This window comes from Fructilactobacillus sp. X7R7C1 (assembly GCF_059901065.1).
In genome coordinates this window covers 318017-343656 of sequence record NZ_JBWXVF010000002.1, presented here as the reverse complement: position 1 = coordinate 343656, position 25640 = coordinate 318017, and the positions used below count along the sequence as shown (strand labels likewise).

At 37.5% G+C, this 25640-nt stretch carries 27 protein-coding genes; 26 read left to right on the top strand and 1 reads right to left on the bottom strand.

Translation table 11 applies throughout. From position 1 onward, the window contains the following. Positions 1-17: 17 nt before the first annotated feature. On the top strand, positions 18-2411 hold the full coding sequence (locus tag AC6UDC_RS04695) for an FtsK/SpoIIIE family DNA translocase (RefSeq protein WP_500699356.1): 2394 nt from the start codon (positions 18-20) through the stop codon (positions 2409-2411). 49 nt (positions 2412-2460) lie between these two features. On the opposite strand, the gene AC6UDC_RS04690 is transcribed toward AC6UDC_RS04695, so the two are convergent. Then, positions 2461-2586, bottom strand: coding sequence for a DUF4044 domain-containing protein (locus AC6UDC_RS04690; protein WP_500693939.1), 126 nt, complete (start codon positions 2584-2586; stop codon positions 2461-2463). A 96-nt stretch (positions 2587-2682) separates the two neighbouring features. On the opposite strand from AC6UDC_RS04690, the gene AC6UDC_RS04685 reads away from it, so the two are divergent. The 25 genes from AC6UDC_RS04685 (at position 2683) to AC6UDC_RS04565 (ending at position 25630) form a co-directional block, all read left to right on the top strand. After that, on the top strand, positions 2683-3072 hold the full coding sequence (locus tag AC6UDC_RS04685; protein ID WP_500693938.1) for a DUF3397 family protein: 390 nt from the start codon (positions 2683-2685) through the stop codon (positions 3070-3072). Positions 3073-3205: 133 nt separating this feature from the next. Beyond that, on the top strand, positions 3206-3631 hold the full coding sequence (mraZ, locus tag AC6UDC_RS04680; RefSeq protein WP_500696584.1) for a division/cell wall cluster transcriptional repressor MraZ: 426 nt from the start codon (positions 3206-3208) through the stop codon (positions 3629-3631). A 16-nt stretch (positions 3632-3647) separates the two neighbouring features. Further along, the gene (gene rsmH / locus AC6UDC_RS04675) at positions 3648-4592 is read left to right on the top strand and encodes a 16S rRNA (cytosine(1402)-N(4))-methyltransferase RsmH (protein ID WP_500693936.1); all 945 of its coding nucleotides are present in this window, start codon (positions 3648-3650) and stop codon (positions 4590-4592) included. Between the two features lie 12 nt (positions 4593-4604). Continuing rightward, on the top strand, positions 4605-4988 hold the full coding sequence (locus AC6UDC_RS04670) for a cell division protein FtsL (RefSeq protein WP_500693935.1): 384 nt from the start codon (positions 4605-4607) through the stop codon (positions 4986-4988). Further along, entirely contained in the window at positions 4985-7126 is a 2142-nt protein-coding gene (locus AC6UDC_RS04665) for a penicillin-binding transpeptidase domain-containing protein (protein WP_500721539.1), read from the top strand. Before AC6UDC_RS04670 ends, AC6UDC_RS04665 begins: the two co-directional genes overlap by 4 nt. A 21-nt stretch (positions 7127-7147) precedes the next feature. Then, on the top strand, positions 7148-8104 hold the full coding sequence (gene mraY, locus AC6UDC_RS04660; RefSeq protein WP_500701174.1) for a phospho-N-acetylmuramoyl-pentapeptide-transferase: 957 nt from the start codon (positions 7148-7150) through the stop codon (positions 8102-8104). Between the two features lie 24 nt (positions 8105-8128). Further along, the gene (gene murD / locus AC6UDC_RS04655) at positions 8129-9505 is read left to right on the top strand and encodes a UDP-N-acetylmuramoyl-L-alanine--D-glutamate ligase (RefSeq protein ID WP_500721536.1); all 1377 of its coding nucleotides are present in this window, start codon (positions 8129-8131) and stop codon (positions 9503-9505) included. Next, positions 9505-10617: an undecaprenyldiphospho-muramoylpentapeptide beta-N-acetylglucosaminyltransferase gene (gene murG / locus AC6UDC_RS04650; protein ID WP_500706363.1), complete on the top strand. Its 1113-nt coding sequence runs from the start codon at positions 9505-9507 to the stop codon at positions 10615-10617. Before murD ends, murG begins: the two co-directional genes overlap by 1 nt. A 12-nt stretch (positions 10618-10629) precedes the next feature. Then, positions 10630-11445 carry a cell division protein FtsQ/DivIB gene (locus AC6UDC_RS04645; protein ID WP_500721532.1) on the top strand — a complete coding sequence of 272 codons (816 nt, stop codon included), beginning with the start codon at positions 10630-10632 and terminating at the stop codon, positions 11443-11445. A 99-nt stretch (positions 11446-11544) separates the two neighbouring features. Further along, positions 11545-12900, top strand: coding sequence for a cell division protein FtsA (gene ftsA / locus AC6UDC_RS04640; RefSeq protein ID WP_500721530.1), 1356 nt, complete (start codon positions 11545-11547; stop codon positions 12898-12900). A 20-nt stretch (positions 12901-12920) separates the two neighbouring features. Continuing rightward, the gene (gene ftsZ / locus AC6UDC_RS04635) at positions 12921-14204 is read left to right on the top strand and encodes a cell division protein FtsZ (RefSeq protein ID WP_500706367.1); all 1284 of its coding nucleotides are present in this window, start codon (positions 12921-12923) and stop codon (positions 14202-14204) included. Positions 14205-14224: 20 nt separating this feature from the next. Further along, positions 14225-14641, top strand: a complete 417-nt coding sequence (locus tag AC6UDC_RS04630; protein WP_500693927.1) for a cell division protein SepF — start codon at positions 14225-14227, stop codon at positions 14639-14641. A gap of 5 nt (positions 14642-14646) precedes the next feature. After that, a complete protein-coding gene (locus tag AC6UDC_RS04625) occupies positions 14647-14928 on the top strand; it encodes a YggT family protein (RefSeq protein WP_500699379.1) in 282 nt (93 codons plus the stop codon). A 1-nt stretch (position 14929) separates the two neighbouring features. Continuing rightward, a complete protein-coding gene (locus tag AC6UDC_RS04620; protein ID WP_500721527.1) occupies positions 14930-15721 on the top strand; it encodes a YlmH family RNA-binding protein in 792 nt (263 codons plus the stop codon). 11 nt (positions 15722-15732) lie between these two features. Continuing rightward, entirely contained in the window at positions 15733-16413 is a 681-nt protein-coding gene (locus AC6UDC_RS04615) for a DivIVA domain-containing protein (protein ID WP_500693925.1), read from the top strand. A 209-nt stretch (positions 16414-16622) separates the two neighbouring features. Then, positions 16623-19424 carry an isoleucine--tRNA ligase gene (gene ileS, locus AC6UDC_RS04610; RefSeq protein WP_500721524.1) on the top strand — a complete coding sequence of 934 codons (2802 nt, stop codon included), beginning with the start codon at positions 16623-16625 and terminating at the stop codon, positions 19422-19424. Positions 19425-19474: 50 nt separating this feature from the next. Further along, entirely contained in the window at positions 19475-19678 is a 204-nt protein-coding gene (locus AC6UDC_RS04605) for a cold-shock protein (protein ID WP_500693923.1), read from the top strand. Positions 19679-19732: 54 nt separating this feature from the next. Continuing rightward, positions 19733-20278 carry an NUDIX hydrolase gene (locus AC6UDC_RS04600; protein ID WP_500693922.1) on the top strand — a complete coding sequence of 182 codons (546 nt, stop codon included), beginning with the start codon at positions 19733-19735 and terminating at the stop codon, positions 20276-20278. An 11-nt stretch (positions 20279-20289) separates the two neighbouring features. Then, positions 20290-20658: a hypothetical protein gene (locus tag AC6UDC_RS04595; protein WP_500699385.1), complete on the top strand. Its 369-nt coding sequence runs from the start codon at positions 20290-20292 to the stop codon at positions 20656-20658. A gap of 19 nt (positions 20659-20677) precedes the next feature. Continuing rightward, a complete protein-coding gene (locus AC6UDC_RS04590; protein ID WP_500701166.1) occupies positions 20678-21379 on the top strand; it encodes a 5'-methylthioadenosine/adenosylhomocysteine nucleosidase in 702 nt (233 codons plus the stop codon). 12 nt (positions 21380-21391) lie between these two features. Continuing rightward, a complete protein-coding gene (locus tag AC6UDC_RS04585; RefSeq protein WP_500721522.1) occupies positions 21392-22552 on the top strand; it encodes a cysteine desulfurase family protein in 1161 nt (386 codons plus the stop codon). Then, on the top strand, positions 22552-22896 hold the full coding sequence (locus AC6UDC_RS04580; RefSeq protein WP_500721519.1) for a hypothetical protein: 345 nt from the start codon (positions 22552-22554) through the stop codon (positions 22894-22896). Before AC6UDC_RS04585 ends, AC6UDC_RS04580 begins: the two co-directional genes overlap by 1 nt. Positions 22897-23004: 108 nt before the next feature. Continuing rightward, the gene (gene mnmA / locus AC6UDC_RS04575; protein WP_500693917.1) at positions 23005-24129 is read left to right on the top strand and encodes a tRNA 2-thiouridine(34) synthase MnmA; all 1125 of its coding nucleotides are present in this window, start codon (positions 23005-23007) and stop codon (positions 24127-24129) included. Positions 24130-24228: 99 nt separating this feature from the next. Next, the gene (locus AC6UDC_RS04570) at positions 24229-24885 is read left to right on the top strand and encodes a histidine phosphatase family protein (RefSeq protein WP_500721517.1); all 657 of its coding nucleotides are present in this window, start codon (positions 24229-24231) and stop codon (positions 24883-24885) included. Positions 24886-24898: 13 nt separating this feature from the next. Next, positions 24899-25630, top strand: coding sequence for a tetratricopeptide repeat protein (locus AC6UDC_RS04565; RefSeq protein WP_500693915.1), 732 nt, complete (start codon positions 24899-24901; stop codon positions 25628-25630). Positions 25631-25640: the final 10 nt, after the last annotated feature.

Below are 25640 nucleotides of genomic sequence, written 5' to 3'. Positions count from 1 at the left end.
GCGAAGGGGTGCCTTAGTTGGCTCAACGAAAAACAAAACGTAAAACTACAAAGCGTAAAATAACGAGAAAACGTCGTCCAAGGAAAAAAAGAAATTCTGTTTGGAACAAATTAAAGAACTTTTGCGGTGAAAAGAAATTAAATATCATTGGTTTGATTTTTATGTTGATAGCCGTTTTAGGATTTTTCAGCTTAGGAATGGCGGGGACCCTGTTTGCTAATGTATTTCGGTTAGTGGTTGGGAACGCCTACCAGGTTTTGACAATTTTTCTAGGTGTTTTTGGCATCTTATTGCTTCTGGGAATTAAGATTCCTCGAATCGATTACCATTATATTTTGGGTTTTTTGATAGCATTTATTGGTTGGATTTTAAACTTATCCATTACCTTTTCGAATTCTTTAAATTCCCATGTTAACTTTGTGTCCACCACCTTCAATGCGTTACTTTCTGATATTACTAACGGTGTCTCTACTAGTAACGTTGGGGGTGGGATGATTGGCGCTACGTTATTATCTTTTTTCGATACCCTTATCTCGTTAGTTGGGACTTTGATCCTTGCTTACAGTTTAATGGTCGTTGGAGCGATCATCTTCTTTAAACTACCAGTTATTAAGTGGCTCAAAGGCTTTTTGACTTGGTCAGCTAAGTGGTTTACTGCGATTATTGCGTCATTTAATCGGGCGCACCTGAATAATCAAGAGCGACGAAATAATCGAAAATTACAAAAGCAGCAATCAGCAAAGACAAATCAGTTTCAAGATTATCTAGGACATCAAAAAGAAAATGAGAAGAACAGTTCGAAGTCTCAAGCATCCGTTAATTCACCAACTGTTCCAGTCAATAAGCCAACGGAACATGTTGGTGTTAAACAAGATGAGAATACTCCTCACATAACGGTTGCAAGTAAGAAGCCTAAACGGAATCATTTTGATAATGAAACCAAAACGAGTTTACCAACTTTTGAAAATAATTCTTCTGGTAACCACTATCAACTTCCTTCAACTAATCTCCTTACTAAAGTGCCAGAGCAAGATCAGACTGCAGAATATAATGCGATCGATAAAAATACGAAAATTCTACAAAAGACTTTAAAGAGTTTCGGGGTTGATGCTGAGGTAAAAAATGTAAGCTTAGGACCATCGGTTACCGAATATGAGTTGCATCCAGCAATTGGTGTAAAAGTTTCTAAAATTGTCAATTTGAGTGATGATATTGCACTTGCATTAGCAGCAAAAGACATCAGGATTGAAGCACCAATTCCAGGCAAATCTTTAATTGGGATCGAAGTTCCTAATAAAGCAATTTCGACCGTTTCGTTTCGGGATGTATTTGAAAATCAGACTGGTAACAACCATGGTATTCTAAATGTTCCTTTGGGTAAAAACGTTAACGGTGACGTTGTTTCTTGCGATATTACCAAGATGCCTCATTTGTTAATTGCGGGATCAACTGGAAGTGGTAAGTCGGTTGCAATTAATTCAATTCTCACTAGTATTCTTTTAAAAGCGACTCCCGACCAGGTTAAATTTATGTTAATTGACCCTAAGAAAGTTGAGTTGGGTGTTTATAATGGGATTCCTCATCTTTTAAGCCCAGTGGTTTCAGATCCTAAGAAAGCCGCTCGCGCTCTTCATAAAGTGGTTGATGAAATGGAACATCGTTATGAGATGTTTGCCCAGACAGGTCAACGTAAAATTAGTGGATATAATAAGTATATTCAAGAAAAGAATCGGACTGAAGGTACGGCTCTTCCAACTCTCCCATACATTGTAGTGGTTGTTGATGAACTAGCTGATTTAATGATGACGGTCTCAAATGAAGTGGAGAGTGCCATCATTAGACTAGCTCAGATGGGAAGAGCAGCTGGGGTTCATATGATTTTGGCAACTCAACGTCCGTCAGTTGATGTTATTACCGGATTGATTAAAGCTAATGTCCCATCAAGAATCGCTTTTGCGGTATCAAGTGGAGTTGATTCAAGAACAATTTTAGATACGAATGGAGCTGAAAAATTACTTGGGAGGGGTGATATGCTGTATCTCCCGATCGATCAAAACATTCCAGCGCGTGTCCAAGGTTCCTTTATTTCTGATAGTGATGTTGAAAACGTGATTGATTTTGTCAAGAAACAAGCTGAGCCAGAATATGATGACTCAATGATGGTTACTGATGCTGAAATTAAAGAAGAAGAAAAAGACGATGATGAGGATGATCTATTTGATGATGCTCTGAAATTTGTTGTAAAAGAACAAAAAGCCAGTACGTCGATGATTCAACGTCAGTTTCGAATTGGTTATAATCGGGCGGCTCGGATTGTTGATGATATGGAACAACGTGGGTATATTGGACCACAGCATGGAAGTAAACCTAGAGACGTCTATAAGAAGCCTTCCTCTGATGATGAAAAATAAAAAGACACTCTGAATTTGCTTCAGAATGCCCTAAAACGATATTATTAATTTACATGCCACCAAAGAAAGCAGCTGCTGATCCAGCAACCACTGATAAAATGGTTGCAATAATCATTAACCAAACAAAGATCATTAAGATCTTTTGAAACGTTGTTTTATCTTTCCATTTATTCAAAGTATCCACCACTTTCAGTATTCATACTGTCACAATTCTAACTTTGAACTAAAAATATTGCAAATCACTTATTATACCTAATTTACGAGGTTAAAAATGGTCAATTATATATCTAATCTACATTTATTAGTGGAGTCATTAATTAAGCCTTTATTACTTTTCATTATTATTGGTTTTATTATTATTTTTTTTAAGCGCATTACTAAAAATCGGATGTTTCAACGGCTGAGTGTTCTTGATTCATTTCCAATCATTGGAATTTGGTTAGTTCATGTCATTACTATGACGAGTCATGGATTTTCGTTTTTGCCATTATTCATTTTGGCTTGGATGATAATTGGGATTATCTTTTTGTTTTACCGAGTGATCGATGAAGGACAGTTGTTGCCAAAACAATTTTTAGTTAATTTTTGGCGAATAAGTGACATTTATTGGATAATTATTTTTATATTTTCTTTGATTGTAAAAATTATTATAATACACTGATATAAAAGCATTCCTGGGATTTGTTTTCCGGAGTGCTTTTATTTTTTGTGGATTTTTATGGAGGCAAAGTGGTAGGAAGTGGTTTATTGTGGTAAACTAAATTTATATTTAGGGGAGAAGGGAATGATGAATTATGTTCATGGGCGAATATCGACATAACATCGATGCCAAGGGACGTCTCATCATTCCCGCTAAATTTAGAGATTTATTAGGAGATAAATTTGTCATTACTCGTGGTTTAGATGGCTGTCTTTTTGGGTATACCGAGAATGAATGGCAAAAAGTTCAGGATAAGATTAATGAACTGCCCTTTAACAAAAAAGATGCGCGAATGTTTGCACGTTTTTTCTTTTCTGCGGCCACTGAATGTGATATTGATAAACAAGGCCGAGTCAATATCCCGACCGCTCTTTGTAAGTATGCCGACCTGACCAAAAGCTGTGTTTTGGCTGGAGTATCGACTAGATTTGAAATTTGGGATGCTTCTAAGTGGGATAGTTATACGGATGAGGCTGCGAGTGAGTTCAGCGATATTGCTGAAAATTTACTTGATGTCTAACTTGAGGTGAATTTTAATGTCTACGTTTAAACATCAAACGGTTTTATTAAATGAGGCTATTCGTGGTTTGGATGTTAAGCCCAATGGAATCTATGTTGATTGTACTCTTGGAGGTGGAGGCCATAGTTCTAAGATCTTGTCGGAACTAAAAAATGGCCATTTATACGCTTTTGATCAAGATCAAGTTGCCATCGATTATAATCAAACCCATTTAGAAAAGTTCTTAAAAGATAATGAAATCACTTTTATTCATGATAATTTTAGAAATTTTAAACGTGACTTGAAACGTTATGATGTCGTTGGAATTGATGGGGTTGTCTATGATTTAGGAGTTTCTTCACCACAATTGGATGATGCCAAGCGGGGCTTTAGTTATCAAAAGGATGCTCGTCTTGATATGCGGATGGATCAAAGAAATGATCTAGATGCTTGGGAAGTTATTAATCACTGGTCGTATGAAAAGTTAGTGAAAATTTTTTATCGTTATGGTGAGGAAAAATTTTCTAAGCAAATTGCTCGTAGTATTGAAAAAAATAGAGCTGATCATCCAATTGATACTACAAGTCAGTTAGCTGAAATCATTAAGAATGCCATTCCAGCTCCAGCACGAAGACATGGTGGTAACCCAGCTAAGCGTGTTTTTCAAGCCGTACGAATTGCCGTTAATGATGAGTTAGGCGCTTTAGAAGATTCACTTGAGCAGGCGTTAGACATGTTAAATGTTCATGGTCGGATTAGTGTAATCACGTTTCAATCGCTTGAAGATCGTTTGGTAAAGGGGATTTTTAAAGAAAAAACCACCATTCAAGATTTACCCCATGATTTACCGGTCATACCGGATTCAATGCAACCAAAGTTTAAAATGGTCCAAAGAAAACCAATTTTACCCAGTGCTGATGAACTTAGTCAAAATCATCGATCGCACAGTGCCAAACTCAGAATCATTGAGAAAATTAAATAGGAGGTGGGAACTTTGGCACAAAATGGTCTAGCAAAAAAAGAATATTCAAATGGAAACGCGTATGAAACATATCGAAGAAATCAGATCAATTCAAAGCGTGTTACTACTCCCCAAAGAGAACATAAGTTCAGTCCTAAGCTGGAAATTACAATTTTAGTAGTTGGATGTGCGATGATATTCTTAATGTCGGTCGCATTGGTTTGGACAAGGATTTCACTTTCAGGTGCCGAGCAAACGTTGCAAGATACTGAGAGTCGATCAACAAGAATACATAATACCAATACCGGACTTAAGCAACAGATTGATGAACTTCAAAGTAGTTCACGTTTAGATAAGGTTGCTAAAGGATCGGGATTAAAACTTTCAAATGATCAAATAAGGAACGTCACAAAATGAATAAAAAACAAGAGCAGATAAAAAATCGGAAAAATGCGATTGCTAATCGAAAAAAATTTGGGATGTATTTTCGGATTTTAGTAATTGTAGTTTTCCTGTTGATTTTCGGCTTTTTTTTTAAAAAAGCAATTTTCAAAAGTGCGAATCACGTTAATTTGGCACAGCAAACAAAGAGTTTGTATGCCCAAACTAACGTGATTAAGTCTAAACGTGGAACCATCTATGATAACAATAATCAAGCGTTGGCTGAGGATACCAGTACTTACTCGATTTATGCTATTTTAAACAAGTCGCAAAAGACTAAAGATGATAAACCAGATTACGTAACTAATCCTGAAAAAACCGCTAGGGTCCTTTCTGAAAACTTGCCGATTAGTTACAAAGATGCCCTTAAGGCCCTTAAACCAAAGAAACAAGCCTTTCAGGTTGAATTTGGAAATCCGGGAAAAAACATTTCTTTAGTTGATAAACAAAAAATTGTTTCTCATCATTTGCCCGGCATCAAATTTGTTCAACAACAGAGTCGATTATATCCAAATGGGGTCTTTGCATCTCACATTGTTGGGTTGGCTTCTCCAGTTACCAATAACAAGACTAAGGAAACAAACTTAGTGGGACAAATGGGCCTTGAAAAGTCATTTAATAAAGTTCTGAGTGGGAAAAATGGGTATGAAGAAGTAAGACATGATAATTATGGTTACGAAGTACCTGATGATAATAAAAAAGAACGACCAGTGGTTAACGGGAATAGTGTTCATACCACAATTGATTCTCGATTAGAATTTCTACTTGAAAACCAGATGAGTGAGGTACAATCACAGGTTCATCCAAAGAGTATGAATGCCATGCTGATTGATGCTAAGACTGGGAAAGTTTTAGCCGCTGCTCAACGACCAACTTTCAATGCTACAACTGGCAAGGGATTAGGTGGAATTTGGCGGAATACATTAACCCAAGATGCTTTTGAGCCAGGTTCAACCATGAAGATTTTTACGCTAGCCGCTTCAATTGATAGTGGTAATTTCCATGGAAATGAGCGCTATCTATCAGGTAAATATGATATTGATGGTAAGATTGTGCCAGATTGGCTACCAACAGGATGGGGAATGATCACTTATAATAAGGGATTTGCCTTGTCTAGTAACGTTGCCATGGCACATTTGGAACAACAGATGGGGCCAAATACTTGGAAAGATTACATTAATCGATTCCAGTTTCTGAAGAATACTAATTCAGTTTTTGGTGATGATGATTCGGGGAATATGCAATTTAAGTTACCAATTGAACAGGCTAATACTGCCTTTGGTCAAGGTATTCAAGTAACTGCCTTGCAGATGGTGCAAGCTATGACTTCAGTTGCTAATAACGGCAAAATGATCAAGCCAAGGTTTGTTGATGATATAACCAATGATCACAATAAGGTGGTTAAGAATTATAAGGAAGAAACGTTGGGACATCCCATTAAACCCTCAACTGCTAAAGCTGTTCGAAAGCATATGGAAGATGTTGTTTATAAGCCATATGGGATCGGTCAAGATTACAAGATTCCTGGATATCGAGTAGCTGCAAAGACTGGTACTGCTCAGGTAAGTAATGGATCTGGCGGTTATGAGAATGGTGACGATAGTTACCTGTATTCGGTTGCTGGAATGGTACCTTCTTCAAACCCAAGATACATTATGTACGTAAGTATGAAACAACCCACTTTAAACGGTGGAAAGACCGCTACCCAATTGATGGCGCAAATCTTCAATCCAGTTATGCAGCGGGCATTAACCCAAAATACAGCTGATAATGCGCAAGTTCCAGATGTCGTTAGTCAAAAGACTGATGTGGCTAAAGACCAACTTAGTAAAAGTCATTTGGAGCCAATTGTGATTGGTGATGGTGACACGGTTACTAAGCAAAGTCCAACGGCGATTGGTGCTGGTTCAGGAGATAATCACGTTATTTTGATCACTAGCGGAGTATTAAAGATGCCTAGTCTTAAAGGTTGGAGCGAAAAAGACGTTCAAACGCTTAGTGATCAATTGGGTATCAAATTAAGTACTAGCGGTAAGGGAAAAGTAGAAAGTCAGAGTATCAATGTAGGTCAAAGAATTACCCCCAAAGCTACGTTGACAGTTAAATTAAAATAAATTTTGAGAGGATGAAAAGTGATGGATTGGTTAATTCCACTAATTGGAGGATTTATTATTACACTGGGACTAACGCCAGTATTAATAAGTTATTTTAGATCAAAGCATGAAGGTCAGATGATCAGGGAGGAAGGTCCCAGCTGGCATGAAAGTAAGAGTGGAACACCCACAATGGGAGGATTAGGTTTCATAATTGCAATCGTCATTACGTGCTTGATCTATGGATTAGTAGTTAGCCAATTGAAGTCAACGTTACTCATCCTAATCTTTGTTCTTGTTTTTTATGGACTAATTGGGATGTGGGATGACTCAATTAAACTTTTTAAGCGTCAAAATGAAGGATTCAAAGCTTGGCAAAAGTTCTTGCTTCAAGTCATTGGAGCACTGGTATTTGCTTGGGTTTACTATGCTGATGGATTTCCAATGTCAATTCGCTTTTTTAACCTCGGCGAGATTCCATTAGGGTATTTCTATGTTTTGTTTATCATTTTTTGGCTTGCGGGCTTTTCTAACGCCGTTAACCTCACGGATGGATTGGATGGATTGGTAAGTGGATTATCAATTATAGCTTTTGGAGCTTATGCCGTTGTCGCTCATTTCCAACACCAGTTTGAGGTTGAAATTTTTTGCATGGCAGTTGCAGGTGCGCTTATCGCATTTCTGCTTTTTAATCACAAGCCTGCCAAGATCTTTATGGGTGACATGGGTTCCCTAGCATTGGGTGGTGCTTTAGCTGCCGTTTCAATTTTGCTTCACCATGAACTTTCGTTATTATGGGTTGGATTAGTATTCGTTGTTGAAACTGCCAGTGTCATCTTACAAGTTACATCATTTAAACTAACTGGAAAAAGAATTTTTAAGATGACTCCCATTCATCATACCTTTGAGTTGATGGGCTGGAGTGAATGGAAGATTGATATTGTCTTTTGGCTAGTAGGTTTGTTTACTGCGATCACTGGCGTTATTACAATGATTTAATTTTTAGGGAGCTTAATTTTAATTATGAAAAACGTGGACAATTATAAAGATAAAAATATTTTAGTTTTTGGGGCTGGCATGAGTGGAACCAATGCTGCTAAACTATTGGTTAAGCTGGGAGCAAATGTCACTTTAACCGATGCGAAACCAGCTGATCAAATTAAAGAATATGATGAATTAAAAGCAGATGGTGTAAGAGTAGTAGCAGGTAAATCACCTCTTTCCCTATTAGATGGAATTGATCTAATGGTCAAAAATCCTGGCATTCCATACGATAATGATTTGGTTAAAGCCGCTCAAGATAAAAACATTCCGATCATTGTGGAATTGGAACTTGCAGCAGAAATCTCAGATGCTCCGATTGTTGGGGTCACGGGTAGTAACGGAAAAACCACCACTACCACCATGATTACTAAAATGTTGCAAGCGGGCAAAAGAGATGGAAGGGCCCTAGATGGTGGAAATATTGGAATTCCTGCCACCAAGGTAACTCAAGAAGTTAATAAGAATGATGTCTTAGTATTAGAAATTTCGAGTTTTATGTTACTGGGGACTCCTAAACTTCATCCGCATATTGCTGTCATTACTAATATTTTTTCCAACCATTTGGATTACCACAAAACACGTGAAAATTACGTAAATGCTAAGATGCAGATTACTAAAAATCAAACCAAAGATGATTTTCTTGTCATGAATTTTGATAGTGCTGAATGGCGAGAATTAAGCAAGCGTAGTAAAGCTCAAATCGTTCCATTTTCACTCACTGATAAGTACAAAAATGGAGCCTACGTTTCTAATGGCGATATTTACTTTAAAGATGAATTTATTATGCACAAAAAAGACATTCGGGTTCCGGGTGAACAAAACGTTCAAAATGCCTTAGCCGCAATTGCGGTAGCTAAACTGTATAAAATCTCTACTGAAGCGATTGTTTCAGTATTAAAGAATTTTGGTGGAGTTAGACATCGTGTTCAATACGTTTTAACTGCTGACGATCGTGAGTTCTATAACGATTCTAAGGCAACCGACATTGAGGCCACCCAAATGGCTCTAAGAGGATTTGATGAACCGATCGTTTTGTTAGCAGGTGGGCTAGATCGTGGCTATACTTTTGATAAACTGGTTCCTGATTTTAAATCTAATTTAGCGGGAATTGTTTTATTTGGTGAAACCGCTGACTTGTTAGAAGATGCTGCCAAAAAAGCCGGTGTTCCACAAATTAAAAAAGTTAAAGACCTTGATGAAGCCGTACCAGAGGCGGTTAAGATGAGTAAACCAGGTGATATCATATTGCTGTCACCGGCTAACGCAAGTTGGGATCAATTTGCAACTTATCGTGATCGTGGGGATGAATTCATCAAAGATGTAGAGAAGTTAACTGGTAAAAAGGAGACTAAATAATGAGAATGATTGTATCCGGGGGAGGAACTGGTGGACATATCTATCCAGCACTTGCCCTAATTGACGCGTTAAAAGCTCAAAAGCCTCATTCAGAGGTTTTGTACGTTGGGTCCGATCGCGGATTGGAAGGTAAAATTGTTCCAGAAAGGGGAATAAAATTTGATGCCTTAAAAATTCAAGGATTCAAGCGGAAGTTGTTTAGTCTGTATAATTTTAAAACGATTTGGTTGTTTTTAAAAAGCGTCCAAGAATCAAAAAAAATCATTAAAAAGTTTAAACCTGATGTTGTGGTTGGCACCGGTGGGTATGTTTGTGGAGCTGTAGTATATGCTGCAGCTAAGTTAGGAATTCCAACCGTTATTCATGAGCAAAATAGTGTTGTTGGTCTCACTAATCGCTTTTTGAGTCGTTATGTAGATGAAATTGCCATTGCTTTTGACGATGCTCGAAAACAGTTTCCCGAAAATAAAGTTATTTTCACTGGCAATCCACGGGCGCAGCAGGTGGCTAATATGAAAAGCGATTTTAAGTGGAGTGAGTTTGGTTTAAAAGATGATGTTCCAACGGTGTTGATATTTGGTGGAAGCCAGGGAGCACTAAAAATTAATTCATCAACGGTAGAAGCGATCCCTGAATTTGACCGACGAAAATACCAAGTTGTTTTTGTTACCGGCCAGAAGCGATATCAAGGTGTTAAAAATGATTTAAAAAACGTTAAAATTAACGACAATATCGCCGTTTTACCTTATATTTCAAATATGCCAGCGGTTCTGCCTAAAGTTGATTTAATTGTTGGACGTGCTGGTGCCACTAGTATTGCAGAAATAACTGCCATTGGGATTCCGGCCATTTTAATTCCAAGTCCCTATGTTACCGCGGATCATCAAACTAAGAACGCAATGAGTCTCGTAAAAAATAATGCCGCGATGATTTTGACTGAAAAAGATTTGAATGGGCAATCTTTAGTGACAAAAGTCGATTCTTTAATGCATAACACTGAATTAAGAAAGCAAATGGCTACTAACTCATATGATATGGGAGTTCGTGATGCCGCTGACAAACTTTTAGGCGTTTGTGAGCAGGCAATTGAGAAGCATCATAAAAAAGCTTAACGGGTGATCTTAATGAAAACTAGCGATAATGATTCCAATTCATCAGGTCGGTTGGAGAAGTACCAGGAGAGAAAACAAAGGAAGAATAGTCGGTATCGAGTTGGACACAAAATTCCTGGGATTAGAAAGCAACAACGCAAACAATTAATTAGAGGATTTTTGCCAATCTTATTATTGTTTATAGTAGTAGCTTTAGTTTCGCTCTATTTGGTACTGCCATACAGTCGGGTTTCATCGATTAACATTCGAACTAATCATCAACTCAAGGGCGAAAACATTAAAGATCAGATTCCATTTCAAGTCGGGGATTCGCTGATAATGGTAAAGAGAAACAAAGCTAAAGCCCAAAGTTATGTGTTAGCTCATAATGCGCAGGTTAAACACGTTGATTTTTCTTTTAAAAAGCATAATCAATTGATGGTAAGGGTAGATGGATATTCGAATCCGGAGTACATTTTTAAAGCTGGGAAGTATTATCCCGTCTACCCATCAGGTCATATCTCCGATGAAGCAGTGAAAATTAATGATCCTAACAATATCTGCACTGTTTCTGGATTTAAGCCAGGAAATGAAATTAGAAATGTGTTAAAGCAATACAAAAAGATTAGTCCATCAATTAGGAATCAGATTAAAGAGTTAAAAAATGCTAATACTAAAAGCAATCCGGAGCGGATTCAAATTTTGATGAAAGATGGAAATGAGATTTACGTCAAAATCAGTACTATGGCAGATAAGATGGCTTACTATCCTGCAATTGCGAAGAGCCTGAAACAAAAGAGCGTGGTTAACATGGAAGTGGGAGCATATTCCTATCCTTTGGGGGAATGAGAGCTCTTTATTAACGTTCATCATGTGTGTTAAAATTAAGTGAGATTATGGTATATTGGATAATCTGTTTCAATAGACCTTATATGGAGGTTCCAGATAATGAACGATTCAAATTTGTACATTGGTTTAGATATTGGAACTACTTCGATTAAAGTGATTGTGGCTGAAAAAGCTAATGGTCAAATGAATGTAATCGGAGTTGGTAATGAAAAATCAACTGGTGTTAGTCGTGGAGTTATTGTTGATATTGATAAGGCTTCAAATGCTATTGAGCGGGCCGTTAGTCAGGCTGAAGAAAAGGCAAGTGTCAAAATTAGCAATGTAATTGTGGGCATCCCAGCTGATCAGATTAAAATTGATAAATGTTCTGGGATGATTGAACTCCCCGACCAGTCTGAGGAAATCACAAACGATGATGTTGTTGACGTTTCTGAGTCTGCTATTGACACCAACCTTCCACCTGAACGTGAAGTGATCGATCTAACTCCAGATGAATTCATGGTGGACGGCTTTGACGGTATCCAAGATCCACGGGGCATGGTTGGAAATCGTCTGAAAATGAATGGCCGAATGATTAGTGGGCCTAAGACTATTATTCATAATATTAAAAAAGCCGTTACTAATGCTGGCTTGAATATTGAGGCATTGGTTGTCGATCCCCAGGCTGAAGGAAAATATATTTTAAGTGAATCAGAGCAAGAGTTTGGAACAATATTGATTGACCTAGGTGGAGGACAATCAACGGTTGCGGTTATTCATGACTTTGAACTCAAATACGCCAATGTTGATCTTGAGGGTGGACAATACATAACTAAAGATATTTCTTCAGTATTAAACACTTCTGCCGCTAACGCTGAAAAGTTGAAACGGGGATATGGATATGCTGATGTTGATCAAGCTAGTGAAGATAATGAGTTTCCAGTCGAAGTTGTTGGCCAAGGACAACCAGTTAATGTAAGTGAAAAATTATTAGCTGAAATTATCGAAGCACGAATTGATCAAATCTTTGGCAGACTCAAAGATGATCTTGATGGAATTGATGCATTAAGTCTCCCTGGTGGGATTGTGCTAACTGGTGGAGTAGCTTCTATGCCAGGGATTGCTGAATTAGCCGCTAATACCTTTGGTGTTAATGTCAGGGTTTATATTCCCGACCAAATTGGTTTAAGACATCCCTCACTATCGTTAGCATTATCATTAGTTAATTATGGTGGTAATTTAAGTCAAATTGAACGGTTAGTACGTTCAGCATTTGACCATGGTGAATTCGCCTATGATGACAACGGAAATGCCAGAGAAGTTGAACCTCAATCTAAATCAAGCGTATCTGGATCCATTCCCTTTAAGCAAAAACGTCAGAATAAAACTGCAAAACAAAAACGTGAAAAGAAACCAAAGAGTGATAAGAATTTAGGCGAAAAATTAAGTGGCATTGTACACCACTTTTTCGAGTAACGCGGGGGTATTGATAAAATATGGACTATTCAATGGATGCAAATAAAAATAATGGTGCAACAATTAAGGTCATTGGAGTTGGTGGCGGTGGTGGAAACGCCGTTAATCGAATGATCGAAGAGGGCGTTAAAGGAGTCGAATTTATTGCTGCCAATACTGACTTACAAGCTTTAGGAAGCTCTAAAGCAGAAACTAAGATTAATCTTGGACCCAAGCTCACCAAAGGATTAGGAGCTGGATCAAACCCAGAAGTTGGATCAAAAGCAGCTGAAGAAAGTGAAGAAGCCATTACTGATGCCTTACACGATGCTGACATGGTGTTTGTTACGTCAGGAATGGGCGGAGGAACTGGAACTGGGGCAGCTCCGATTGTTGCCAAAATTGCTAAAGATGCTGGTGCGTTGACAGTTGGAGTTGTGACTCGTCCCTTCGTTTTTGAGGGACCAAAACGTGATCATAACGCTACTGAAGGAATTGAAGCCCTTAAGCAAAACGTTGATACTTTAGTGGTGGTTTCAAATAATCGTTTACTAGATATGGTGGATAAAAAGACTCCAATGATGGAAGCCTTTAAGGATGCCGATGATGTCTTACGTCAGGGTGTTCAAGGAATCACTGATTTAATTACTAGTCCCGGGGTTGTTAATCTGGATTTTGCTGATGTAACAAGTGTAATGCAGAATCAAGGATCCGCTCTTATGGGAGTGGGTGCAGCAACCGGTGAAAACCGAACTGAAGAAGCAACTAAAAAGGCCATTAATTCACCATTATTGGAAGTTTCAATCGACGGAGCTCAACAAGTTTTGCTGAATGTAACTGCTGGACCAGAGTTATCACTTGCTGAGGCACAAGATGCAGCTAATATCGTATCTGATGCAACGTCAAATGATGTTAATATCTTCTTTGGAACTTCGATCGATGAAAACATGGGAGATGAAGTTAAAGTTTCAGTAGTTGCTACTGGAATTCAGACTGGGGATCCAGACCGTTCTGCTAGCCCAGCACTAACTAGGAAGAATCGTTCGAGTACCTTTGCTAGTCCCAAGACTGATAATGCTACTAAAGATAATTCAGCTGATTCTAGTAATGATGATCCGCTTCACAACTGGGACATTAGTGATAACCAAAACGAAGTTAGAAATGCTGATTCATCAGATAATGACAAGTTTTCGAACGTGGAAAAGCAAGACTTTGAACCATTTGAAGCTGGAAATAATTCTGATTCAAATAATAATGATAGTGGAAACGACAATGATAATGTCCCTCCATTCTTCAGATATCGGAACCGAAATAATAAGCAATAGTATTCGGAGAGGAGCTAGTAATGTCATATAATTTTAAGCGTTTTTTTGGTCTCGATGATAATAACGAGACTTATGAAGACGACGACTCAAACCAAAATAATGTTGATAGCGTTCGATCTGTAAAAAATAATCCGCGTAAGGTCGTATCAATGAGTAAAAGTGATATTTCTAATAGTAAAATTGCTGTTATGGAACCCCGAATTTATGCTGACGCAAAAAGTATTGCCAGTAAATTAATTGGTGGGAATGCTGTAATTGTTAAAATGGACGGGGTTAGTAATGAGTCCGTCAAAAGAATCGTTGATTTTTTAAATGGGACTATTTACGCTATTGATGGAAAAATAAGACGAATTGATGAGAAAATTTTTCTCTGTGCTCCTAACAATTTTGATATTGATGGCGCAATGGACGAAAAGTTCAATAGTCGGTTAGGATGATTTAGTTGATTACAGTAATTAATTGGATTGCACAGATTATTAATTATGCAATTCAGATTTATATGTTGGCAATCGTAATCGATGCTTTACTGACATGGTTTCCAGGTGCCTCACAGTCTCGATTTGGTCAGTTTTTGGGTCGGATTGTGAATCCTTTTTTAGAGTACTTTAATTTTGCTCACATTGGGATGTTAGGATTTGGGCCAATATTGGCCTTAGTTGTACTTCAACTTTTACAGTTTGGTGTAACCTACATTGGAAATATTATCATAAGTTTGGTCGCATAAAATGGGTGTTGAAAAGAATATTGAACAACATTTTAGAAAATCCGAATTACCGTTCCTTCAAACTGCAAGTGATTGGATTGATAGTGCGAATTCTGAGTATCGTCCAGTTCTTACTAGTTTTCTCAACTCAAGGGAGTGCTATTTACTTCAGACTTTGGTAAATCGTTATCCTAGTTTGAAGCTGTCGACGTTTGGTGGATATCAAAATGCTGAGATGAAACGAGGTCTGATTTATCCAGACTATTTTGTGCCGAAGTTTGATGATTATGAATTATCACTAATTGAGATTCAATATCCAGAAAAGTTTGCGTCTATCCACCACAATCAAGTTCTTGGAAGTTTGATGGGAAGTGGAATTGAACGTAAGGTTCTCGGCGATATTTTGACCGACGGAGAACGTTGGCAATTTATTTGTGAGAATGAAATGGCTAAGTATTTGATAAGATCAGTTGATCGTATTGGTAAAGTAAAGGTTGATTTAAGCCAAATTAATTTTAGTCAAATTGTTCAGCAAAAAGATGACTGGATAGTAGATTTTGTTACTTTACCATCATTTCGTTTGGACGTTGTTATTTCGATTGGTTTTCATATCTCTAGAAGTATGGCTAAAGGTTTAATCGAGCATGAAAAAGTTCGCTTAAATTGGTTTGAGTTTACTAAATCAAATTATGAAATTAAAGTTTCTGATATGATTTCTGTCAGAGGATACGGTAGAATAAAGGTAGTGGGATACAATGGCCACTCGAAAAAGGGAAAATTAAAAGCTGAATTAAACGTAATAAAAAATAAATGAGGAGGGATATTATGACGCTAACGGCTCAAGATATTCATGATAAAAAGTTTTCACTAAAAATGAGGGGATACAGCATTGATGAAGTCAATGACTTTTTAGATCAACTCACTAAAGATTACCAAATTCTGCAAGATGAGAATGAGGAGCTTAAAAGATCATTAAAGAAAACCAAAAAAGACCTCACTTACTATGATGATTTAAAAAATTCTTTGAACCAATCGATTTTAGTTGCCCAAGAAGCAGCTGATAAGGTTAAAAAGGACGCAGAAAGTGATGCAAATGAAATCAAACAAAAGGCTCAAGAGCAAGCCGATTCTATTTTAACTGAAGCTACTGCTCAATCAAATGAAATCATGGGTAACACTTCGAAACAGGCTCAAAGTCTTTCGATTGCGACTGATGATTTTAGAAATAGTGTGAAGGATTTCCGTCAAAAGATGATTGGAATGCTTAAAAGTCAGTTAGACTTTGCCCAGAGTGAAGATTGGAATAAATTACTCGATTCAAGTAATTTTAGCAATTATGATGAGATTCAAGATGCTGTGAAGAATCTTGACAAGCAGGCTATTGGCAGTGTAAACTCATCTAGTAATGATTCTTCAAAGGGTGATCAATTTGTTGTAGAGTCGGTTTCAGGACCATACACGGATCCGACAGTTGAAATTTATCCCAATGATAAGCTACATAAATAATGATAGATTGAAGATAGAAAGTTGCTAATGGTCTTTTCAGCGAATTAGGGTTGGTGTGAGCCTAAAAAAGTAATTATTAGCAAAAGATCACTTCGTTAATAGTCTATGATGCAATGAGAAAATTAACGGTTGTTAATTTTGAATTTGGGTGGTACCACGAAGACTTCGTCCCTATTAGGGCGAAGTCTTTTTATTTTGAGGAGGATACTATGAGAATTAAGGATACGCTAAACTTGGGTAAAACTAAGTTTAAAATGAGAGGAAATCTTCCCGTTAAAGAGGTTGAACGGGAAAAAGTATGGGAAGATAATCAACTTTATCAACAACGGCAAAAACTGAATGAAGGCAAACCATCGTTTGTATTACACGATGGACCTCCGTATGCTAACGGTGATATCCATATGGGACACGCCATGAATAAAATCACCAAAGACATTATTGTTCGATTTAAATCCATGAATGGATACCGTGCTCCTTATGTTCCGGGATGGGATACTCATGGACTACCAATTGAACAGCAACTTAAAAAGAAGGGCTATAATCGCAAAGAGATGTCTACGAATGATTTTCGTAAACTTTGTCACGATTATGCCTTAAAACAAGTTGACCGACAGCGTGATGAATTCAAACGTTTAGGTGTTTCAGCGGACTGGGATAATCCATACCTTACTTTAATGCCCGAATATGAAGCGGCTGAAGTACGTGTTTTTGGTAAAATGGCTGATCGGGGCTTGATTTATAAGGGACTTAAGCCGGTAATTTGGTCTTGGTCATCGGAATCCGCACTAGCGGAAGCAGAAGTTGAGTATCATGATGTGACTTCTCCGTCGGCATTTTTTGCTGAAAAAGTGATTGATGGAAATGGAATTTTAGATGATGATACTTATATGGTTGTCTGGACTACGACGCCTTGGACGATTCCTGGTTCTGAGGGAATTACCGTTGAACCCGACTTTAACTATTCGATTATTCAACACGATGATGACCCGAAAAAATATGTTATCGGAACCGATTTACTTGATAAAGACGCAGAAATGTTCGGCTGGGAAGACATCAAAACCTTAAAGACGGTCAAAGGAAAGGATTTAAACAACATTAAAGCCCAACATCCGTTTGATAAAGACCGTCAACTGGTTGTAATGAACGGCGATTTTGTTACTAATGACTCCGGAACTGGGTTAGTTCACACTGCTCCTGGATTTGGTGAGGACGACTATAACATTGGGATGGAATACGGTTTAGATGTATTTGCTCCTGTAGATGCTAAAGGATACCTCACTAAAGAAGCTGGTCCTGATTTTGAAGGTGTCTTTTATGAGGATGCTAACCAAATTGCTTTGGATAAGTTAAAAAAACAGGGACAGTTAATTCATTACATGCCTTATAAACATAGTTATCCCTTTGACTGGCGAACCAAAAAGCCGGTCATTTATCGTGCTACCCCACAGTGGTTTGCCTCAGTTGATAAGATTAGAAAAGAAATCTTGGATGCCGTCGATACGGTTGGATTTAACCCTGATTGGGGCCAAAAGCGACTCTATAACATGATTCGTGATCGTAGTGACTGGGTCATTTCTAGACAGCGAGTTTGGGGAGTTCCACTACCAATTTTCTATGGTGAAGATGGAGAACCAATCATTACTGATGAGACGATTGAACACGTTGCTAGTCTGTTTGGTAAATATGGCTCCGATATTTGGTTTGAAAGGGAAGCCAATGATCTTTTACCAGGCGGGTTTACTAGTGAGCATTCACCAAATGGTAAGTTTACCAAAGAAAATGACATTATGGATGTTTGGTTCGATTCGGGTACTTCTCATCAGGGCGTTTTGGCTGAACGCCCTGAATTGACGTATCCATCTGATCTTGTTGTTGAAGGATCCGATCAATACCGTGGTTGGTTTAACTCTAGTCTGATTACAAGTGTTGCCTATGCCGACATTGCACCTTACAAACATGTTTTATCACAAGGATTTACCCTGGATAAAAAAGGTCACAAAATGAGTAAATCACTTGGAAATACGATCGCCCCAAGTGATGTTATCAAGCAAATGGGAGCTGACATTGTTCGTTTGTGGGTTACCACTGTTGATACTTCAGCTGATGTACGGGTATCAATGGGTAATTTTAAGGTCGTTTCTGATAGTTATAAAAAGATCAGAAATACAATTCGGTATATGTTAGCTAATACAAGTGATTTTGATTCAGAATCAGATTCGGTTAAGTATGAAGACATGAACCCTGCTGATCAGTACATGATGCTTCGCTTGAATCAATTAATTAAAAACGTTAAAGATGACTACAACAAGTACGATTTCATGAGTATTAACAAGGAGTTACTGTCATTTATTACTAGTGATTTGTCGGCTTTCTACTTGGATTTTGCAAAAGATATTTTGTACATTGATCCCAAGAATGGTCACAGACGCCGTTCAATGCAAACGGTTTTATACGAGGTCCTAGTTGCTTTAACGAAATTAATGACTCCAATCATCCCCCACACGACCGAGGAAATTTGGAATTTCTTAAATGAACCAGAAGAATTTGTTCAGTTGGCTGAAATGCCAGAAGTTAAGCACTTTGACAATGAAGATGAAATTAGTCATCAGTGGGATCAATTTATGAAGTTGAGAAAGAACGTGTTGAAAGCCATGGAACTAGCTCGAGATGGTAAAGTCATTGGTAAACCGTCTGAAGCTAAATTGACTTTGTATGTTGATGATGCAACTAAGAAGCTGTTTAACGATTTAGGTGTTGATATTGCTCAAATCTTGATGGTTTCTCAATTAGAGGTTAAATCAATTGATGAAGTTGACTCAGATGCAGATCGATTTGATGATAATTTAGCAATTAAAGTAGAGCATGCCAAAGGTGAGACCTGTGTTCGTTGTCGTCTCATTAAGCAGGATGTTGGTTCTGACCCAGATTACCCAGAGTTCTGTGGTCGTTGTGCTAAGATTGTTAAAGAAGAGTTTCCAGAAACAGCAACAGACGGATTTGATGAAAAGTAATGGAATCGGGATTTGATCCCGATTTTTTATTAACAAAGGGGTAAAACGAAATGAAAGGTACGATTAAAAGTTACGAAAGGGATAAGGGATTTGGGTACATTGAGGTTCCTAATTCTGATGACATTTTCATGCATATTACTGGAATTATTTCTGGAAATCCAAAGCAAATTAAGCCTGGTGATCAAGTTGATTTTGTAAAAGCCATGGGACAACACGGTTTCCAGGCTGCTAAGGTGGTTTTACATCAAGATTAAAGCAATTGCATTGGGGTTATATTATGGTTAAACTATTTTTGGAAGGTGATTATTATGGATTTTGAAGAAAAAGTAATTAGTAGTAAACCGGTTTATAATGGACCAATTGCTCAAGTAGAAGAACAGCAAGTTAAGCTTCCAAATGGACAGTTAGCCTCTAGAGAGATTATTCACCACTGTAAATCAGTAGCAATGCTTGCAATCACCTCAGACAATAAAATGATTTTAGAGAAACAATGGCGCGCCCCAGCAAAACAAGTGATGATTGAAATCCCTGCAGGTAAATTGGATGATCGCGACAATGATTCACCGATTCATGCCGTTAAAAGGGAATTAAATGAAGAAGTTCGATATAACGCTAAGGAAATTAAAGAGCTTTATTCATTTTATCCATCAGTTGGAATTTCTGATGAGTATATGTATTTGTACTTAGTGGAGGGATTAACCCCAGTGAAGACAAAGTTACCTAGAGATCCTGGTGAATTTTTAGAAATTAATGAGTATACGCTAGATGAAGCCAAACAAATGATGAAAAGTGGCAAAATCATTGATGCTAAGACAATTATGGCAATCCAATACTGGGAACTGATGCAGAAATAGGCGGTCAATATATGGTAGTTAATGATAGGGAAAAAGATCGGTCTGAAATGACTAGATCTGAGTATCAGCGCATGTATGGTGATAGCGGGAGAAGAGATCCCCGTACTCGTTATGATAATGAATCAGAAAATCAAGAGACTCGGCATGCCCGTTTGAAAAAGCGAAGCTGGTTTGACCGATTGTTTCATCGTGCTAATAAGGGTCAATCCGATGAATCTTCGGGGAATTATTATACCGATCAACCGAACTCATATGAAAGAGAAAGACAAGATGCTTCTGAGTACAAACGTAAACGACTCGGAAGAAGATTGAATGTCGTTATATTATTATTATTGTTATTAATTGTGCTCGTGCTAGCAATTATGAGATTCGTTGGATAATTTAGGAGAATTTGGGAAAATGAAAACATTTGGAATTATTTGTGCAATGGATGAAGAAATTAAATCTTTAAAATCAGCATTAAAAAATGAGAGAGAAAAAGATATTAATGGCATCAAGTTTTATGAAGGGACCATCGATGGTCAAAAAGTTGTCTTAGTAAAATCTGGGATTGGCAAAGTTGAAGCAGGAATTACAGCGGCTCTTTTACTTGAGAATTTTGATGTTGATGTAATCATTCATTCTGGATCAGCAGCTGGCATTGGGGAAGGACTGAGCGTTGGGGACTTAGTAATCTCTACTCAAACTGCTTATCATGACGTTGATGCTACTGCTGCAGGATATGAATACGGTCAATTACCCGGTCAGCCAGCTCGATTTGACGCTTCTAACACTTGGATTAATAAAATTACCGATGCTTCAAAAGATACCGGAATTAACCCTAAAAAGGGTTTGATTGTTACCGGAGATCAATTCATTGCTGGACAAAAAATGATCAATGAAATTCTGAAAAATTTTCCAGATGCCTTATCGGCTGAGATGGAAGGCGCCGCAGTAGGACAAGTTGCCCACCAGTTTAATATTCCGTACGTCGTTATTAGAGCGATGTCAGATGTTGGTGATGAAAACGCTAATCAGAGTTTTGACGAGTTTGTTGTTGACGCGGGAAAACGTTCGGCACAGATGCTATTAAATTTATTTAAGAATACTAAAGAAGCTTAGAGGATGATTTAATTGGGTGAGATCTATTTAGATAACGCCGCAACCACACCAGTCTCCAGCGAAGTGCTGGATGATATGTATGATAAGTTTAAAAACAATTTTGGAAATGCTTCAACTCTATATCAGCTTGGGAGACAATCCAAAGAAATTTTGGAAAATAGTCGACATGTGATTGCTAAAAGTATTAATGCGGACGATAACGAAATCGTATTTACAAGTGGTGGAACCGAAAGTGATAACACGGCAGTAATTAGAACCGCTGAGGCTCGAAAGAGTCTTGGTAATCACATTATTACAACTTCGATTGAACACGAAGCAATTTTAAAACCAATGAAATATTTAGAAGATCATGGATTTAGAGTTACTTATTTGCCGGTTGACAAGCAAGGTAATATTTCTTTAACTGATCTGAAGAATGCGCTTGATGATGACACGATTTTGGTTTCAATCATGATGGGAAATAATGAAGTGGGTAGTAAGAATCCGATTCATGAAATTGGGGAACTACTTAAAGATCATCAGGCTTGGTTTCATACTGATGCTGTGCAAGCTTATGGTCTACTTGATATTGATGTCAAAAGGGATCATATTGATTTACTATCTACATCGGCTCATAAGTTAAATGGTCCAAAAATGATTGGTTTTTTGTATCGACGAAATGGAATTAATTTTACCAGTTATATTATGGGTGGCGATCAGGAAGACAAACGACGTGCCGGAACCGAAAATATTCCCCAAATATCAGGATTTGCGACGGCCGTTAGAAACCTTCCTAGTGAAAAGAAAAAGCAACGAAGAGAAGATTTTAGACGATTTAAGCGTGAAGTAGTTGATGGATTAACTAATAACGGAATTGACATCGATGTAAACGGATCGATGAGTGATAATACTCTGCCACACGTCTTAAACATTTGGATCAAGGGAATTTCTACCTATGTTATGCAGACTAATTTAGATTTAGCGGGGATTGCCGTGTCAGGTGGATCAGCATGTACCGCTGGTAGTTTGGAACCTTCTCATGTCTTAACTGCAATGTTTGGAAAAGATAGTCCTAGACTTTCAGAATCCATTCGAGTTAGTTTTGGGGCATATACCACTGATGAAGACATTCAAAAATTAGTTACTGAGATTACGGCGATTGTTAATCGCTTGAAGAAGGGAAACAAGAAGTAATGGCATTTTCAAAGGTAGTCCAGTTAAAGGGTGGAACTGACAAATATGAGTTGAATCCAGGAATCAAACAATACACTTTACTTGACCTTGGTTTTAACACCACTAAAAGTGGCAATTTTTCCTATAAGAAATCCATGGACCCAGAGACCCCATTCAATAAAAGGGCGATCAAGCTTAAGATTACAATTAATTCTGATATGAGTGAATTTAAGATGGCAGTCGTTGATGGTAATGAAATGAATGATGTGGATATCTTTTCTAATGATAATCATCAAGAAGAACGTGATCAGTTTAATTTCATTATGCAGAATATGATTTTAAGAAAAGTATTTCAAAAAGTGTAGAAGAGTGAAAAGTTGCAAGAATGTTAGTTAGTAGAGTATGATAGTAAATACTGGAATTGCGACCTTCAAATCGTAGATTTTCAGAATCTAAAGAATGATGGTGATGTTATGCAAGATAACAGTAAAACACGTGTTGTTGTTGGTATGAGTGGTGGAGTTGACTCTTCAGTTGCTGCCTACCTCTTAAAACAACAGGGATACGATGTGGTTGGAGTCTTCATGAAGAACTGGGATGACACCGATGCTGATGGTGTTTGTACCGCTACTGAAGACTACAAGGATGTTGCTCATGTTGCTAACGAAATCGGCATCCCATATTATTCTGTTAACTTTGAACATGAGTATTGGGACCGGGTCTTCAAGTATTTTTTAGCGGAATACAAACGCGGACGTACTCCTAATCCTGATGTAATTTGTAATACTGAGATTAAGTACAAAGCTTTTCTCGAGTATGCAATGGATCTTGGTGCCGATTATATTGCAATGGGGCATTATGCTCAGTTGAAACGTGATAAAGAAGGACACAACCATTTATTACGTTCCACAGATCTTAATAAAGATCAAACTTACTTTTTAAGTCAACTTTCAGCGGATCAATTGGATCGAGTAATGTTTCCAGTTGGTGGAATGACTAAACCTGAGGTTAGAAAAATTGCTAAAGAAGCTAACCTTTGGGTAGCCGACAAAAAGGATTCAATGGGAGTTTGTTTCATTGGTCCAAACAACTTTAATAATTTTCTTAGCAAATACCTTCCTGCTAAACCAGGTAAAATGATGACCTTTGATGGTGAAGTTAAGGGTCATCATAATGGGCTGATGTATTATACAATTGGTCAGAGGAAAGGTCTCGGTATTGGTGGAGATGGTTATGATAATCGACCTTGGTTTGTTGTTGGTAAGGATCTTTCTAAGAATATTCTGTACGTTGGAAAGGGTTATGACAATGAACATTTATATGCTGATTATTTAACTGCTTCTGGTCTTTCTTGGATTGATTCCAATACGCGAGGAAATGATTTTCACTGCACGGCTAAGTTTAGGTATCGTCAAAAGGATACTGGGGTTACCGTTCATATTGATGACGATAATAATCATGTTAAGGTAACTTTTGATGAACCAGTTCGGTCAATTACTCCCGGACAGGCAGTGGTTTTTTATGACGGTCAAGAATGTTTAGGAACCGCTACGATTGATGCCGCGTTTAAAAATGATCATGAACTACAATATGTATAATATTTAAACAAAGTTCGACTCGTTTTGAGTCGGACTTTTTTGATAATTTAATTCTAAACTGGCATAATAAAGCTATATCAATGTGTGTGAGGGATTTAAATGAGACTTTATTTTGTGAGACATGGGAAGACCGAATGGAATCTTGAAAGTAGGTATCAAGGTGCCGGAGGTGATTCACCGCTTCTTGACGAAAGTTACCATGAAATGGATCAAGCGGGTAAATTTCTTTCGGGTGTTCAATTTGCACATATTTATGCAAGCCCTATCAAAAGAGCACGAATTACCGCTTTCCATATTCAAAAATGGTTAAAATCTCCAATCTCCATTTCACTGGACAGTCGCTTGGAAGAGTTTCATCTCGGTAAGATGGAAGGGATGAAATTTACTGATGTGCAAAAGAAATTCCCAGAAGAATTTGATGCCTTTCGTAACCATCCAGATCAATATCGTCCTGAAGCAATTGGTGGGGAGGATTTCCCTGCATTAATTAAACGAATGCAAAGTAAAATTGGTGAAATTACGCAAAATTACAATAGTAACGATAATATTTTAATTGTTAGTCATGGAGCAGCTCTAAATGCTTTGATTAATTCATTATTAGGAATCCCTCTGAGAGATTTACGGAAACGTGGTGGATTGGCTAATACAAGTACTACCGTTATTGAAACTAGTAATCATGGCAAAACGTATCGATTGGTGGATTGGAATGACACCAGTTATTTAGATAGGGAAATTGAAAAATCAGATTTAGTGTAATAGGAGTAAGGCTATGACAGATAATGGACGAGAAAATAAACCAACGGAAGATCCCCGTCAAAAGCAAGCGGAGGAAACACTTCATAAGTTAGTAAAAGATATTGATGATCACCCAAAGGACTACCGAACTTACTATGATTTAAGTGTGTTTTTAGTTGAGCTTAAAAGTTATACCCAGGCTGAAGAGTTATTAATGAAGGCTTTGGGTTTATTTGGCGATTCAAATAAAAAAGCAAAAAGCACGCTGTTATATGGTTTAGGTAACGTATATTATTCTGCTGGTGAATATGAAAAAGCCATTCAACAGTTTCAGCAGGTGAATGATCCTGAGTTAAAAAAAGACGCTTACGTGATGTTGGCTCAAAGTTATATGGGGAAAAAGGACTATAAGAGAGCTTTAGTGTTTTTATTAACGGCTCAAGAATTAGCAAAGCAAGATTCTGAAATTAATCGAATGATGGGGGAGTGCCTAATGGCACTTGGTGATTTCGATCAAGCAGCCGATTTTTACGATCGAGTTCTAAAAAGTAATCCAAATGATGGGAAAGCTAATTTCGATCGGGGATTAATTGCGATGGTGATTGGTGAACCATTTGATGATTATTTCAAGAAAGCCGAAAAGTACGATAAGAAAAATTTTGATGCCAAACAAAGTCAGATAAAAGACATTGAAAAAGTCGTTCAATTAAATAAACAAAAAAATGAGCACCCTGATGACTCGAAACCAAATGATTCCAAAAAATAGGAGAAAATAA